The sequence below is a fragment of the Janthinobacterium sp. CG3 genome (assembly GCF_000344615.1).
In the GTDB taxonomy this organism is placed as follows: Bacteria; Pseudomonadota; Gammaproteobacteria; order Burkholderiales; family Burkholderiaceae_D; genus Janthinobacterium.
Map to the genome: position 1 here is coordinate 3,099,838 of NZ_KB467824.1, position 15,036 is coordinate 3,114,873.

The 15,036-nt window shown below is 63.8% G+C and carries 14 protein-coding genes; 9 read left to right on the forward strand and 5 right to left on the reverse strand.

The genetic code is table 11. The annotated features are described in order from the left end of the window. Positions 1-19: 19 nt before the first annotated feature. Positions 20-2,716, reverse strand: coding sequence for a pyruvate dehydrogenase (acetyl-transferring), homodimeric type (gene aceE / locus JANGC3_RS0113545; RefSeq protein ID WP_026132951.1), 2,697 nt, complete (start codon positions 2,714-2,716; stop codon positions 20-22). Positions 2,717-2,878: 162 nt separating this feature from the next. On the opposite strand from aceE, the gene JANGC3_RS32700 reads away from it, so the two are divergent. The 6 genes from JANGC3_RS32700 to JANGC3_RS0113570 all read left to right on the forward strand — a co-directional run bounded on the left by JANGC3_RS32700 (position 2,879) and on the right by JANGC3_RS0113570 (position 7,549). Continuing rightward, complete coding sequence (locus JANGC3_RS32700; RefSeq protein ID WP_157406613.1) at positions 2,879-3,019, forward strand: hypothetical protein; 141 nt, start codon at positions 2,879-2,881, stop codon at positions 3,017-3,019. Beyond that, complete coding sequence (folD, locus tag JANGC3_RS0113550) at positions 3,004-3,849, forward strand: bifunctional methylenetetrahydrofolate dehydrogenase/methenyltetrahydrofolate cyclohydrolase FolD (RefSeq protein ID WP_017877031.1); 846 nt, start codon at positions 3,004-3,006, stop codon at positions 3,847-3,849. Before JANGC3_RS32700 ends, folD begins: the two co-directional genes overlap by 16 nt. Positions 3,850-3,907: 58 nt before the next feature. Then, complete coding sequence (locus tag JANGC3_RS0113555) at positions 3,908-5,986, forward strand: M3 family metallopeptidase (protein WP_026132952.1); 2,079 nt, start codon at positions 3,908-3,910, stop codon at positions 5,984-5,986. A 46-nt stretch (positions 5,987-6,032) separates the two neighbouring features. Further along, complete coding sequence (locus tag JANGC3_RS29285; protein WP_017877033.1) at positions 6,033-6,647, forward strand: glutaredoxin family protein; 615 nt, start codon at positions 6,033-6,035, stop codon at positions 6,645-6,647. Positions 6,648-6,731: 84 nt separating this feature from the next. Continuing rightward, positions 6,732-7,157, forward strand: coding sequence for a DNA polymerase III subunit chi (locus JANGC3_RS0113565; RefSeq protein ID WP_017877034.1), 426 nt, complete (start codon positions 6,732-6,734; stop codon positions 7,155-7,157). Further along, positions 7,154-7,549: a hypothetical protein gene (locus JANGC3_RS0113570; RefSeq protein ID WP_017877035.1), complete on the forward strand. Its 396-nt coding sequence runs from the start codon at positions 7,154-7,156 to the stop codon at positions 7,547-7,549. The genes JANGC3_RS0113565 and JANGC3_RS0113570 overlap by 4 nt, the downstream gene beginning before the upstream one ends. Before the next feature lie 160 nt (positions 7,550-7,709). On the opposite strand, the gene JANGC3_RS0113575 is transcribed toward JANGC3_RS0113570, so the two are convergent. Then, the gene (locus JANGC3_RS0113575; RefSeq protein WP_017877036.1) at positions 7,710-8,324 is read right to left on the reverse strand and encodes a hypothetical protein; all 615 of its coding nucleotides are present in this window, start codon (positions 8,322-8,324) and stop codon (positions 7,710-7,712) included. A 126-nt stretch (positions 8,325-8,450) separates the two neighbouring features. Further along, positions 8,451-9,458 (reverse strand): phage baseplate assembly protein V, encoded by a 1,008-nt coding sequence (locus JANGC3_RS0113580; protein ID WP_198292023.1) that lies wholly within the window; start codon positions 9,456-9,458, stop codon positions 8,451-8,453. 231 nt (positions 9,459-9,689) lie between these two features. On the opposite strand from JANGC3_RS0113580, the gene JANGC3_RS0113585 reads away from it, so the two are divergent. Together JANGC3_RS0113585 and JANGC3_RS0113595 are read left to right on the forward strand one after the other, a co-directional pair. Then, positions 9,690-10,832 carry a branched-chain amino acid ABC transporter substrate-binding protein gene (locus JANGC3_RS0113585; protein ID WP_026132953.1) on the forward strand — a complete coding sequence of 381 codons (1,143 nt, stop codon included), beginning with the start codon at positions 9,690-9,692 and terminating at the stop codon, positions 10,830-10,832. 264 nt (positions 10,833-11,096) lie between these two features. Then, the gene (locus JANGC3_RS0113595; RefSeq protein WP_026132954.1) at positions 11,097-12,239 is read left to right on the forward strand and encodes a branched-chain amino acid ABC transporter substrate-binding protein; all 1,143 of its coding nucleotides are present in this window, start codon (positions 11,097-11,099) and stop codon (positions 12,237-12,239) included. A gap of 97 nt (positions 12,240-12,336) precedes the next feature. Here JANGC3_RS0113595 and JANGC3_RS0113600 read toward each other — a convergent pair whose 3' ends face one another. After that, positions 12,337-12,648 carry a c-type cytochrome gene (locus JANGC3_RS0113600; RefSeq protein WP_026132955.1) on the reverse strand — a complete coding sequence of 104 codons (312 nt, stop codon included), beginning with the start codon at positions 12,646-12,648 and terminating at the stop codon, positions 12,337-12,339. A 165-nt stretch (positions 12,649-12,813) separates the two neighbouring features. On the opposite strand from JANGC3_RS0113600, the gene JANGC3_RS0113605 reads away from it, so the two are divergent. Next, positions 12,814-13,038 (forward strand): TIGR04438 family Trp-rich protein, encoded by a 225-nt coding sequence (locus tag JANGC3_RS0113605; RefSeq protein WP_026132956.1) that lies wholly within the window; start codon positions 12,814-12,816, stop codon positions 13,036-13,038. A 74-nt stretch (positions 13,039-13,112) separates the two neighbouring features. Here JANGC3_RS0113605 and ilvD read toward each other — a convergent pair whose 3' ends face one another. Next, complete coding sequence (ilvD, locus tag JANGC3_RS0113610; RefSeq protein ID WP_017877041.1) at positions 13,113-14,975, reverse strand: dihydroxy-acid dehydratase; 1,863 nt, start codon at positions 14,973-14,975, stop codon at positions 13,113-13,115. Positions 14,976-15,036 lie beyond the last annotated feature (61 nt).

Genomic DNA, 15,036 nt, shown 5'->3' on the forward strand with positions numbered 1-15,036 from the left:
TCTATTCGTCAGAACCGCGTTATTGGGTGACCGGATTGGCTTTGTTCGGGTTGATGCCGTACTTGGCAATCGCCTGTTCCACCACCGAGACGTCGATCGAACCTTCGTCGGCCAGCGACTTCAGCGCGGCGACCGTCACATAATAGCGGTTCACTTCAAAGAACTCGCGCAGCTTGGCGCGGCTGTCGGAGCGGCCGAAACCGTCGGTGCCCAGCACTTTGTAGGTGCGGCCCTTCGGCACGAACGCGCGGATCTGTTCGGCGAAGGCGCGCATGTAGTCGGTGGTGGCGATGATCGGGCCGCTGGTGTTTTGCAGGCACTCGGTAACGTACGGCACGCGCTGGGTCTGGGACGGGTTGACCATGTTCCAGCGTTCGGCGTCCTGGCCGTCGCGCGCCACCAGGGTCAGCGACGGCGCCGACCAGACGTCGGCGGCAATGCCCCAGTCGGCTTGCAGCAGTTCGGCGGCGAACATCGATTCGCGCAGGATGGTGCCAGAGCCGATCAGTTGCACGCGCAGCTTGGCTTCCTTGTCGCCTTCCGAGAACAGGTACATGCCTTTCAGGATGCCTTCTTCCTGGCCCGGCTTGATACCCGGCTGCGGGTAGTTCTCGTTCATGATCGTGATGTAGTAGAACACGTCTTCCTGGTTGGCGATCATGCGGCGCAGGCCGTCCTGGATGATGACCGCGACTTCATGGCTGAAGGTCGGGTCGTACGGCAAGCAGGTCGGGATGGTCGCGGCGACGATATGGCTGTGGCCATCTTCATGCTGCAAGCCTTCGCCGTTCAGCGTGGTGCGGCCGGCGGTGCCGCCCATCAGGAAGCCGCGTGCGCGCATGTCGCCGGAAGCCCACACCTGGTCGCCGATGCGCTGCATGCCAAACATCGAGTAGAAGGTGTAGAACGGGATCATGATGCGGTTGTTGGTCGAATACGAGGTCGCCGCGGCGATCCACGAGCTCATGCCGCCCGCTTCGTTGATACCCTCTTGCAGGATCTGGCCGGCCTTGTCTTCGCGGTAGTACATGACCTGGTCTTTGTCGACCGGCTCGTACAACTGGCCTTTCGGGTTGTAGATGCCGATCTGGCGGAACAGGCCCTCCATACCGAAGGTGCGCGACTCGTCGACCAGGATAGGCACGACGCGCTGGCCCAGGTTCGGATCCTTCAGCAGGGTCGAGATCACGCGCACGAACGCCTGCGTGGTGGAGATTTCGCGGCCTTCGGGCGTCGCTTCCAGCACGTTCTTGAACGCCGACAGCTCAGGCACCGGCAGCACTTCCTCGGCCTGCTGGCGGCGCTGCGGCAGGTAGCCGCCCAGGGCCTTGCGGCGCTCTTGCAGGTAGATCATTTCCGGCGCGTCGTCGGCCGGCTTGAAGAACGGGATGTCGGCGAGTTGGTCGTCCGGGATCGGCAGCGAGAACCGGTCGCGCATTTCGCGGATAGCCTCGTCGTCGAGCTTCTTGGTCTGGTGCGCGGTGTTGCGCGCTTCGCCGGACTTGCCCATGCCGTAGCCCTTGACGGTTTTCACCAGCAGGACGGTTGGCTGGCCCTTGTGTTCCTGGGCGATCTTGAAGGCGGCGTAGATCTTGTGCGGATCGTGGCCGCCGCGGGTCAGGCGCCAAATGTCGTCGTCGCTCATGTTGGCGACCATTTCCAGCAGCTTAGGATGCTTGCCGAAGAAGTGTTTGCGCACGAAGGCGCCGTCCTTGGCCTTGTAGTTCTGGTACTCGCCGTCGACGGTTTCCATCATCACGCGCTGCAGGATGCCTTCCTTGTCCTGCGCCAGCAAGGCGTCCCAACCCGGACCCCAGATGACCTTGACGACGTTCCAGCCGGCGCCGCGGAACTCGCCTTCCAGTTCCTGGATGATCTTGCCGTTGCCGCGCACCGGGCCGTCCAGGCGCTGCAGATTGCAGTTGACCACGATGACCAGGTTGTCCAGTTCGTCGCGCGCGGCCAGGCCGATCGCGCCCAGCGATTCCGGCTCGTCCATCTCGCCGTCGCCGCAGAACGCCCACACCTTGCGGTTGTCGGTCTTGGCGATGCCGCGTGCGTGCAGGTATTTCAGGAAACGCGCCTGGTAGATCGCCATGTGCGGGCCCAGGCCCATCGACACGGTCGGGAACTGCCAAAAGTCCGGCATCAGCTTCGGATGCGGGTACGAGGACAGGCCCTTGCCGTCGACTTCCTTGCGGAAATTCAGCAACTGGTCTTCCGTCAGGCGGCCTTCCAGGAAGGCGCGCGCGTAGATGCCGGGCGAGGAATGGCCCTGGATGTACAGCAGGTCGCCGCCGTGCTCTTCGGTCGGGGCGTGCCAGAAATGGTTGAAGCCGATGCCCAGCATGTTCGCCAGCGAGGCAAAGCTCGACAGGTGGCCGCCCAGGTCGCCGTCGGCGCGGTTGGCCTTGACCACCATCGCCATCGCGTTCCAGCGCATCCACGAGCGCAGGCGCTCTTCGTATTCCAGGTTGCCCGGGCAATGCGTTTCGAGGTGGGTGGGGATGGTGTTGACGTAGGCGGTGGTGCTGGAAAATGGGATTTGGGCGCCGCGGCGGCGCGCCAGGTCGACCATGCGTTCCATCAGGTAATGGGCGCGTTCAGGGCCCTCGTTTTCCAGCACGGCTTCAAGCGCGTCTAGCCATTCCTTGGTTTCCTGCATATCTGGGTCCTGCGCGACTAACGCCGTAACCTGGTCGAGTTGAGCTGACATTTGGTGAGTCTCCTTTATAAGCGCCCCACCAAGATACCCGATCGCTGGTGGACGGCATTTCGCTGATTATTTACCAATACCCTAAATTAGTCTGGGGATTCTAACAGGCTATTCCATATTTTTCAAATTACGATACGTCTTTTCACAATGTGAAATTACCCCATGGGATTTATGCTGCGCCGCCGCATTTATTCTCCAGAAATCGGCGCCGGCGCGGCTGAAAACGCGGTCGAAGGGGCGCGCCGGCTTTATAATCTCGGTTTACCTATCACCACCAGCCAAAAACCATGCCAGCTCAACTGATCGACGGAATCCTGCTCTCCCAAACACTGCGCGGCGAAATCGCCGTGCGCGCCAGCGCCCTGACCGCCAAGGGTAAACAGCCCGGCCTGGCCGTGATCCTGGTGGGCGAAGACCCGGCCAGCCAGGTGTACGTGCGCAACAAGGTCAAGGCTTGCGGCGACGTCGGCTTCCATTCGGTGTTGGAAAAATACGCGGCGGACCTGTCGGAGGCGGCGTTGTTGGAGCGCATCAACGCGCTCAACGCCGACCCGGCCATCCACGGCATCCTGGTGCAGATGCCGCTGCCCAAGCACATCAACCCGCACAAGGTTATCGAGGCGATCTCGACCTCGAAGGACGTCGACGGCTACTCGGTGCTGAGCGCCGGCGAACTGCTAACCGGCCTGCCGGGCTTTCGCCCCTGCACCCCGTACGGCTGCATGAAACTGATTGAAAGCACCGGCGTCGACCTGCGCGGCAAGCACGCCGTCGTCATCGGCCGCAGCAACACCGTCGGCAAACCGATGGCGCTGCTGCTCTTGCAAGCGAACGCCACCGTGACCATATGCCATAGTGCGACGCCGGACCTGGCGCACCACACCCGCGGCGCCGACGTCATCGTCGCCGCCGTCGGACGGCGCAACACGCTGACGGCGGACATGGTCCGTCCCGGCGCGATCGTCATCGATGTCGGCATGAACCGCGACGATAACGGCAAGTTGTGCGGCGACGTCGATTTCGACGGCGTTAAGGAGCTGGCCTCGCACATCACCCCGGTGCCGGGCGGCGTCGGTCCGATGACGATCACGATGTTGCTGATGAATACCGTCGAAGCGGCGGAACGCGACTAAACTTACACTGCGCCGCGCCCGCCGTGCGGGGCGCGCCGACGACCACTAGGACACACTGATGACTACACAAAACCCTTTGCTGGACTTCTCGGGCTTGCCGCGTTTTGATGCGATCAAAGCCGAACACGTCACCCCCGCCATCGACCAGTTGCTCGCCGACAGCGCCGCCGTCGTGGCGGAGCTGGAAGCGCCGATCGCCCAAGTGACGTGGGAAAACTTCGTCGCGCCGCTGGAAAACGCCACCGAGTTGCTGGGCCGGGCATGGGGCATCGTCAGCCATCTGAACAACGTCGTCGACACGCCCGAGCTGCGCGCCGCCTACAACGAAAACCAGCCGAAAATCACCGAATTCTGGACCGCGCTGGCCCAGAACGAGGAAATGTTCGCCAAATACAAGCTGCTCAAGGCCGGGCCGGGCTACCCCGCCCTGTCGGCGCCGCGCCAGCGCATTATCGACAACGCCATCCGCGACTTCCGCATGGGCGGCGCCGAGCTGGCCGAGGAAAAGAAGGAACGCTTCGCCGAGATCCAGGAAGAACACGCCGGCGTGTCGACGCGTTTTTCCGAGAACGTGCTCGACGCCACCAACGACTTCAAGCTGCTGGTGGCCGACGAGGCCGAGCTGGCCGGCGTGCCCGACGACGTCAAGCAAGCGGCCCGCGCCGCCGCCGAGAAGGACGGCAAGAGCGGCTTCCTGTTCACGCTGCACTTCCCGTCCTACTTCCCGCTGTTGCAATTTGCCGACAACCGCGCGCTGCGCGAGAAGATTTACCACGCCAACGCCACCAAGGCGTCCGACATGGGCAGCGACTTCAGCGAAAAGGACAAGTGGGATAACGGCCAGAACATCGTCACTTTGCTGAAACTGCGCGACGAAGAAGCCAAAATGCTCGGCTACAAGAACTTCGCCGAAGTCTCGCTGGTGCCGAAGATGGCGCAAAGCCCCGAGCAAGTCATCACCTTCCTGGAAGACCTGGCCACGCGCGCCCGCCCCTACGCCGAGCAAGACCTGGCCGAGCTGCGCGCCTTCGCCAAGGACGAGCTGGGCCTGGAGCAGCTGCAAGCCTGGGACATGCCGTACGCGTCGGAAAAGCTGCAGGAGCGCCGCTACGCCTTCTCCGCCCAGGAAGTGAAGCAATACTTCCCCGAACATAAAGTCATCGACGGCCTGTTCCGTCTGGTGCAAACGCTGTTTTCGGTGTCCATCGCCGTCGATACGGCGACCACCTGGCACCCGGACGTGCGCTTCTTCCGCATTGAAAAAGACGGCCAGCTGGTCGGCCAGTTCTACCTCGACCTGTACGCGCGCAGCGGCAAGGGCGGCGGCGCCTGGATGGACGACGCCCGCGGCCGGCGTGTTGAAGAAGGCGGCACGGTGCAAACCCCGGTCGCCTATCTGACCTGTAACTTCACCGAACCCGCCGTCATCGACGGCAAAGTACAGCCATCGCTGTTCACCCACGACGAAGTCATCACGCTGTTCCACGAGTTCGGCCACGGCCTGCACCACATGCTGACCCGGGTCGACGAGATCGGCGTGTCCGGCATTTCCGGCGTCGAATGGGACGCCGTCGAACTGCCGTCGCAGTTCATGGAAAACTTCTGCTGGGAATGGGAAGTGCTCGAACACATGACCTCGCACGTCACCAGCGGCGCGGCGCTGCCGCGCGCGCTGTACGACAAAATGCTGGCGGCGCGCAACTTCCAATCCGGCCTGCAAACGCTGCGCCACGTCGAATACTCGCTGCACGACATGCACCTGCATTACGACTACGATCCGCAGAGCGCGAAAAGCGTGCAGGACGTTGTCGACGAGGTGCGCGGCAAGTTCTCGGTGATGCCGCCGCCGGCCTACAACCGCTTCCAGAACTCCTTCGGCCACATCTTCGCCGGCGGCTACGCGGCCGGCTACTACAGCTACAAGTGGGCCGAAGTGTTGTCCGCCGACGCCTACGGCGCCTTCGAGGAGGCGGCTGCGCTGGGCGGCGGCATCCTGTCGGCGGAAACCGGGCGGCGCTTCCAGGAAGAAATTTTGGCGGTCGGTGGTTCGCGCCCGGCGCTGGAGTCGTTCACCGCCTTCCGCGGCCGCGAGCCAAGCATCGACGCCTTGCTGCGCCACAGCGGCATGGCGGCCTGAGTGTCAATTTTGTAATGAGCATCATCGAACCGGGAGGGCGCGCGCCATGAACTTGCGAACGAGGTGGACAATCGGCGCCCTGCTGCTGGCCTGCGCCGGCGCGGCCGACGCCCAGGTATACAAGTGGAAGGACGCCAAGGGCGTGACCCACTTCAGCGATACGCCGCCGCCGGCCGCGACCGCCAAGGTCGAACTCAAGTCCTTCGGCGGCGGCGCGGCGGCGGCGGCGTTGCCGTTCGAACTGGCCGAGGCGGCCAAAAACCACCCGGTGACGCTGTACACCACCGAGCAGTGCGAGGCCTGCGACCAGGGCCGCGCCATGCTGCGCGCGCGCGGCATTCCGTTCGCGGAAAAAACCGTCGGCAGCGCCGCCGACCAGGCCGCGCTGAAGCAGGCCGGCGGCGCCTCGCAATTGCCCTTGCTGTTGGTGGGGCGGAAAAAATACACCGGCTTCGAGCAGGGCGCCTGGGACGGCGCGCTGAGCGCGGCCGCCTACCCGGCCCAGCGCATGCTGCCGGCCGGCTACCGCCAGGCGCCGGCGACGCCGGCGGCGCCGCGCCCGCAGCCGGTCGACACCGAGGCGACGGCGGCGGCCGCCGCCGAGCAGGGGCGCCGCGACCAGGCGCAAGAAGCCAAACCCGCCGGCGACTTCCAATTCTAGCGCCCTGACAAGCTCAACCGGTTAAAATCGGCGCTGCGGGTCGGCGCGCCAGCCCCCCACGCCATCTCTGCATCCCTGATTACTATGACACGCATCGACTTCCATACCAACGTCCCCGACAAGATCGCCTACGCCTGCCGCCTGGCGCGCAAGGCCTATATGGCGCGCAACCGAGTGGTACTGCTGGCCGAGGACGCCGAGCAACTGGCGGCGCTGAACGCGGCGCTGTGGAGCCTGTCCGAGACCGACTACCTGCCGCACGTGCTGGCCGGCGACGCGCTGGCGGCGGAAACGCCGATCGTGCTGACCGACAGCGACGCCGCCGCCCTGCCGCACCACGACATCCTGGTCAACCTGTCGCGCCGCCAGCCGGCGCATTTCGCCAGCTTCGCGCGGGTCTTCGAAATCGTCTCGGCCGATGCGGACGACGCCGAGGTGGGACGCCAGCGTTACAAGTCCTATAAACAGCAGCAATACCAGCCCAGCCATTTCGTGGCGAACCAGCCATGAGCTACCAGCCGGCCTTCGACGCCAGCATCCCGGTGCTGACCGAAGTTCTGGGCGACGCCGTCGAGGCGGCGCCGGCCGGGTCCGCGCGCAAGGTGCCGGCGCCGACCGTCGACACCGGCGAGCGGCTCGAACAAGAGGCGCTGCGGCAGTGGAGCGACCAGGACTGGCACGTGCTGGAGCGGCGCCTGTCGGAACGCATCCTGCACCAATTGCAGGGCCGCGTCGACTTCGTGCTGGAGCAGCGCATCAAAGACTGCATGGCCGAGGCGCTGCAGCGCGCGCTGGCGGACCTCACCGGCGAACTGAGCAAAAGCCTGCAACACACCATCGAAGACATCGTCGCGCGAGCCGTGAGCCAAGAGCTGACGCACCTGCAAACCCTGAAAAAATAGCCCTCCCGCGACTCATCTCGTAGGTCGGATTAGCGAAGCGTAATCCGACAATGCGCCGCCATGCACGCAGCAAAACCAAGGCGCCGCGAACGCAAACACCAACCAGCGGCAACGAGCCAGGGTCACGCCGTTGGTTTAAACGAATTCAACGGCGCGCCAATCAAGGCTTCAGCAAACAAGGCATCAACTTCCCCCACACGTCGCTCTGCGTCGCCACCACATCCTGCGCGCCGGTATAGCGGGGCAATATATGCCAGTCCCACTGCACGAACGACCTGTGGCGCGGGTCGACCAGCATCGACATCCCGGCGAACTGCCCTTTCAACTCGTCCTTATTGACCGTCAACAGTTGCGCACCGTCGCGCAAGGACTGGCGATTCAACGCCACACCGGCGCGCTCGGCGATATCCTCCAACCAGCGCACGCGCCAGCGTGCTTGCTCGTCAAACTCCGCGACCGGCGGGCGATCCAGATTGACCCGGGCCACAACCTCGGCGCCGTCCTGGGATAGCAGTTGGTACGTCATACGTTGCGGCACCGTGGCCCAATACCGCTCGCCCTGAACCTCGATGCCATAGCCACCGAAGACATCCTTGGATATGGGCACCAGCTCTCCTACGCCGAAAGACGGCCGCAGGCACTCGCCATGGCGCTGCGCCACCACGCTCAGCGCGGCCTGCTCGTTCTTGCCGTGCCCGAGCATCGGCAAGGTCAAACACGCGCCGGCGAGAAACCGAAGGGCAATGCGGATAGCGGCGGATTGGTGCGAGATCATTTTGCTTTTTCTATAATAGTTAAGTGAAACTGTATATTACCTGACAAGTGGAACGGCCTTGCGCGGCACAAGCCGTCCATTCTCCCGCCCGTCGCTGCAGCGTGCACGCGTTCTCGGCATTGGCCTTTAAGCCCCCGCCGCGACCACTTTGCCGGCCTGCGCCACGGCGCCCTTCCAGCTATGCCGGCCGTCCGCGCCGCCAGTGCCCGGCCACGCGGGATGGTTCGACGTGAAATCGTCGTAGGACTTCGGTTGCGCGCTGAGCGTGACGATGCGCTCTTCGTAGACTGCCATGGTCGCGCCGCCGGCAAGCGGCACCAACTCCACCGGCGCCCCTTGCAGCACGCTGCGCGCCGGATGTTCGAACGATTTATCGGGAGTGAACTGGAGGTTGAGCTGTGAGGCGCAGTGGTCGCTGCCGACTTGTATGCTGATTTGGCCCGGGGAGTCGTCGAGGCGGACCTGATTCGAGCGGACCCCGCCGATTTCCTGGCTGACGATGCCCGACAGGTAGCGGTCGCCCGGCAAGCGGCTGACGTGGCTGAAGCTGGGCGGCGGCGTGGTACCGCCGTGCACGGCGCCGGGGATGATCGGCTTGTCCGGATCGTTGCCGAGGAAGCTAACGCGGCACATTGTGCCAACCCGCAGCGGAAAAAACGCGCCGAACCGCGCCCCGGCCCAGAAGGGGTTCGGCCGCAGCCAGGCCGAGTCGTCCGGGGTGACGCCCTCGGCGGGCGCCGGCGAGCCGGCGCGCTCCTCCCGGCGCAAGCCCGGGAAGCGCACCTGCACCCGCCCCTGCTCGTCGCAGTGGACCGCTTCGCCGGGCGGGCCGCCGTCGGACTCGCCCTCGACGGCCTCGTCGACGATGCCGCAGACCGAGCGCAGCCCGCCGGTGTCGGTGACGAACTGCACCTCGACCGGCATGGCGATGAATCGCTTAAGCGGCAGGCCGGCCGTGGCGGCCACGCACAGCAGCCGGTATTCGATGCCGCCGCAGATGGTTTCGACGCCGCTGACGTGCTTGACGAGCAAGAGGTCGTCGCGCGCGCCCCCTTTGGCCCCCAGGCGCAGGCGGATCGGACGGTTCGCTTCGCTCAGGCGCGGCGGCGCGCCGCCTGGAAACTTCGATGTCATGACGGCCATCCTTCGTCTCGGCAAGATGCATGAAGGAACAAATCGTGTTGCCATGCTGGAAATTGTAGAATGTTCTCGCTAAGCAATTGTTGCCGCCAATCAACCATGTCCGCGAAAATTCGCGAACGCGCTTTGCGCACACCGGGGTTTTGTTGTACCGTGCTGGCCTCATACAATCTTTGCGACGGTGTTCACGAGACGCCACAGTTTTCTATCCCATTGGAGATGTTTATGTTGTTCAAGACTAAGTTCCTTCCCCTCGCCATCGCCATGGCCTTCGCCGGCAACGCAGGCGCGCAAGAAGTCGTCAAAATCGGCCACGTTGCGCCAATCTCGGGCGCCAGCGCCCATCTGGGCAAGGACAACGAAAACGGCGCCAAGATGGCGATCGAGGAATTGAACGCGGGCGGCTTCAAGATCAACGGCAAGGTCGTCAAGTTCGTGCTGCTGACCGAGGACGACGCCTCCGATCCGAAACAGGGCACGGCCGCCGCGCAGAAGCTGGTCGACGCCAAAGTCAACGGCGTCATCGGCCATTTGAATTCGGGCACCACGGTGCCGGCATCGAAGATCTACTTCGACGCCGGTATTCCGCAAATCTCGCCGTCGGCGACGACGCCGCAGTACACCAAGCAAAAATTCAACACGGCCTTCCGCGTGGTGGCCAACGACAACAAGCTGGGCGGCACGCTGGGCCGTTACGCCGTTGACAAGCTGCAGGCGAAGCGCATCGCCATCGTCGACGACCGCACCGCCTACGGCCAGGGCGTCGCCGAGGAGTTCGTCAAGGGCGCCAAGGCCAAGTTCCCGGGCGTGCAAATCGTCGGCAAGGAATTCACCAACGCCAACGCCACCGACTTCAACGCGATCCTGACCTCGATCAAGGGCAAGAAACCCGACCTGGTATTCTTCGGCGGCATGGACGCGGTCGGTGGCCCGATGCTGCGCCAGATCAAGTCGCTGGGCATGAACGTGCGCTTCATGGGCGGCGATGGCATTTGCACCGAGTCGCTGGCGAAGCTGGCCGGCGACGGCGCCGGCGACGGCATCGTCACCTGCGCGGAAACCGGCGGCGTGATGGGCGATCAGCAAAAGGTGATGGACAACTTCATCGCCCGCTACAAGAAGAAATACAACAGCGACGTGCAGCTGTACGCGCCGAACGTCTACGACGCCGTGATGACGATGGCGACCGCGATGGCGGACGCGAAGTCGGCCGAGCCGGCCAAGTACCTGCCGTTCCTGGCCAAGGTCAAGTACGCCGGCGTGACCGGCCCGATCGCCTTTGACGCCTTCGGCGATATCAAGGACGGTTCTATGACCTTGTACACCTACAAGGGCGGTAAGAAGACCAAGGTGGAAGTGGTTAAGTAAGACTTTTCAACCAAGGGCGTGACCCCGGCGGCTCCTCGCCTTTGGGTTTAATCGGGTTGCCGGCCCATTTGCAGGAAAAAGCGCGTCGAGCTGTCGGCGCGCTTTTTTTTCGCCTGCACGCCCGGGAATGGCGAATTTCATCAAAAAAACCTGCGCGGACGCTTTGAAATTTCCATATTTTATTGTACCTTTCTGCACCTGCGCCAAATATTAGTGCCGCGCAAATGCCCACGCCGCTGTTTTTCTGTCAAATTGGAGATGTTTATGCTGTTTAAAGTTAAGTTCCTTCCTCTCGCCATTGCCCTGGCCTTCTGCGGTAGCGCCGCGGCGCAGGAAATCGTCAAAATCGGCCATGTCGGTCCGATTTCCGGCGGCATCGCGCATCTGGGCAAAGACAACGAAAACGGCGCCAGGATGGCGATCGAGGAATTGAACGCCAAGGGCTTCAAGATCGACGGCAAGGCCGTCAAGTTCGTGCTGCTGACCGAAGACGACGCCGCCGATCCGAAACAGGGCACGGCCGCCGCGCAGAAGCTGGTCGACGCCAAAGTCAATGGCGTGATCGGCCATTTGAATTCGGGCACCACGGTGCCGGCATCGAAAATCTACTTCGACGCCGGCATTCCGCAAATTTCGCCGTCGGCGACGACGCCGCAGTACACCAAGCAAAAATTCAACACGGCCTTCCGCGTGGTGGCCAACGACAACAAGCTGGGCGGCACGCTGGGCCGTTACGCCGTTGACAAGCTGCAGGCGAAGCGCATCGCCATCGTCGACGACCGCACCGCCTACGGCCAGGGCGTCGCCGAGGAGTTCGTCAAGGGCGCCAAGGCCAAGTTCCCGGGCGTGCAAATCGTCGCCAAGGAATTCACCAGCGCCAACGCGACCGACTTCAACGCGATCCTGACCTCGATCAAGGCCAAAAAGCCCGACATGCTCTTCTTCGGCGGCATCGACGCCGTCGGCGGCCCGATGCTGCGCCAGATGAAGGCGCTGGGCATCACGGCCAAGTTCATGGGCGGCGACGGCCTGTGTACCGAATCGATGCCGCGCCTGGCCGGCGACGGCCTGGGCGAAGGCAATGTGACGTGCGCGGAAGCGGGCGGCATCATGGACAGCAGCCAGAAATCGATGGAAGATTTCGTCGCGCGCTACAAGAAGAAATACGCTATCGACGTGCAGATCTACGCGCCCTACACCTACGACGCGGTGATGACGATGGCGACCGCGATGGCGAACGCGAAGTCGGCCGATCCGGCCAAGTACCTGCCGTTCCTGGCCAAGGTGAAGTATGTCGGCGTGACCGGCCCGATCGCCTTCGACGCCAACGGCGACATCAAGGACGGCGCGCTGACCTTGTTCACGTTCAAGGGCGGCAAGAAGGTCAAGATGGAAGTGGTGAAGTAATAGCGGAGGGCTGGCCGGCGGCGCGCGGCCGGCACCCGCGTATAAAAAAAGCGCGCTGGCTTTGGCCAGCGCGCTTTTTTTCGTCTCGCGGCACAGATTATTTCTGCGCCAGCACCCATTTCACCAGCGTGTGGGCTTCGGCCTCACTCACTTGCGGATTCGCCGGCATGGGGATCGCGCCCCATGAGCCGGAGCCGCCCTTCAAAACTTTTTGCACCAGTTTGTTCTCGGCGTCTTTTTGACCCGTGTACTTGGCCGCGACATCTTTGAGGGCCGGGCCCACCAGTTTGCTGCCGACCGCATGGCAAGCCATGCAGTTTTTTGCTTTTGCCAAGTCGGCGTTGGCAAGCGCAGCCTGCGAAGCGAATGCGGATACCATCAACACACCAACCATCATGGAACGTTTCATTGTATTCTCCAAATTAACTAACGGCATTCTACCGTGTTTTCAAATCCGGGCCGTATCGGCATTGTGAACTAAACGTGCTGTTGCGCGGCCTCGTTGACAGCGCCGGTAATATTACTCCCAAAGCCCGGTTTTCTTTGTAAGATGATGTAACCGCAGGAGCCGTCGATGCCTATCATTCTAGTAATTGTTTCACTGTGTCTGTTGCGTTACTTCGAGGTCTGGCGCTTCGCCGACGTGTCCTGGTGGTGGATCGTCGGCCTGATGGCGCTCGCCTTCATCTGGTTCGAGTTCATCGAATCGATGCTGGGACTGGACAAGCGCAAGGCCCACAACGTCGACGAGCAACGCCGCAAGGAGCGCGTCAAGCAATCCTTCGACAAGCGCAAGTAGCGGCTGCAGCCCGGGTGGCGGGCCAAGTGTAACCCGCCACGCCGGCGCGGCGCATCACGCCGGCGTGATGCGAATCAACGCTTCAGTTGCGACAGGTCGCGCACGGCGCCGCGGTCGGCCGAGGTGGTCAGCGCGGCGTAGGCTTGCAGCGCCTGCGAGACGAAGCGCTCGCGGCCCAGCGGCAGCCAGGCGTCGGCGCCCTTCGCCTCCATGGCGATGCGGCGCGCGGCCAGTTCGGCGGCGTCGATGCGCAGGTTGATGCTGCGCTGCGGGATGTCGATGTCGATCATGTCGCCCTCTTCCACCAGGCCGATGGCGCCGCCCTCGGCCGCTTCCGGCGAGGCGTGGCCGATCACCAGCCCCGACGAGCCGCCCGAGAAGCGCCCGTCGGTGAACAGCGCGCACGCCTTGCCCAGGCCCTTGGACTTGATGTACGAGGTCGGGTACAGCATCTCTTGCATGCCGGGGCCGCCTTTCGGGCCTTCGTAGCGGATGATGACGACGTCGCCGGCGTTGACGGTATCGGCCAGAATCGCCTCGACGGCGGCGTCCTGGCTTTCAAACACCCGCGCCTTGCCGCTGAATTTCAGAATGCTTTCGTCGACGCCGGCGGTCTTGACGATGCACCCCTTTTCCGCCAGGTTGCCGTACAGGACGGCCAGGCCGCCGTCCTTCGAGTAGGCGTGCGCCAGGTCGCGGATGCAGCCGCCGGCGCGGTCCAGGTCCAAGGTTTCAAAGCGCGACGACTGCGAGAACGCCACCTGGGTCGGCACGCCGCCGGCGGCGGCGCGGAACAGCTCGCGCACGGCCGGCTCGTCGGTCTGGGTGACGTCGAAGCTGGCGATGGCCTCGCCCATGGTCTTGCTGTGGATCGTCGGCAGGCTGGTGTCGAGCAGGCCGGCGCGCGCCAGTTCGCCCAGGATGCCCATGATGCCGCCGGCGCGGTGGACGTCTTCGATATGGTATTTGTCGGTCATCGGCGCCACTTTGCACAGGCACGGCACCTTGCGCGAAATGCGGTCGATGTCGGCCATCGAGAACTCCACCTCGGCTTCGTGCGCCGCCGCCAGCAGGTGCAGCACGGTGTTGGTCGAGCCGCCCATCGAGACGTCGAGCGCCATCGCGTTCTCGAACGCGGCCTTGGTGGCGATGTTGCGCGGCAGCACCGAGGCGTCGTCCTGCTCGTAGTAGCGCTTGGCCAGGTCGACGATCAGGCGGCCGGCGCGCAGGAACAGCTCCTTGCGGTCGGAATGGGTGGCGACGATGGTGCCGTTGCCCGGCAGCGCCAGCCCCAGCGCCTCGGTCAGGCAGTTCATCGAGTTGGCGGTGAACATGCCGGAGCAGGAGCCGCAGGTCGGGCAGGCGGCGCGTTCGATCTCGGCCACGTCGGCGTCGCTCACCGAGCTGTCGCCGGCCTTGATCATCGCGTCGATCAGGTCGAGCTTGATGATTTTCCGGGCGCCGTCGACCACCTTGATGATCTTGCCGGCCTCCATCGGCCCACCGGAGATGAACACCACCGGGATGTTGATGCGCAGCGCCGCCATCAGCATGCCCGGCGTGATCTTGTCGCAGTTGGAGATGCACACCATGGCGTCGGCGCAGTGGGCGTTGACCATGTATTCGACCGAATCGGCGATCAGGTCGCGCGAGGGCAGCGAGTACAACATGCCGCCGTGGCCCATGGCGATACCGTCGTCGACGGCGATGGTGTTGAATTCCTTGGCGACGCCGCCGGCCGCCTCGATCTCGCGCGCGACCATCTGGCCCAGGTCCTTCAGGTGGACGTGGCCGGGCACGAATTGGGTGAAGGAGTTGACCACGGCGACGATCGGTTTGTCGAAATCGCCGTCCTTCATGCCGGTGGCGCGCCACAGCGCGCGCGCGCCTGCCATGTTGCGGCCGTGGGTGGTGGTGCGGGAGCGGTAGACTGGCATGATAGACTTTCCAAAAAGGTATTGTTGCCTGACGAACCCGGCGGCGGCGCCGGCGCTACGG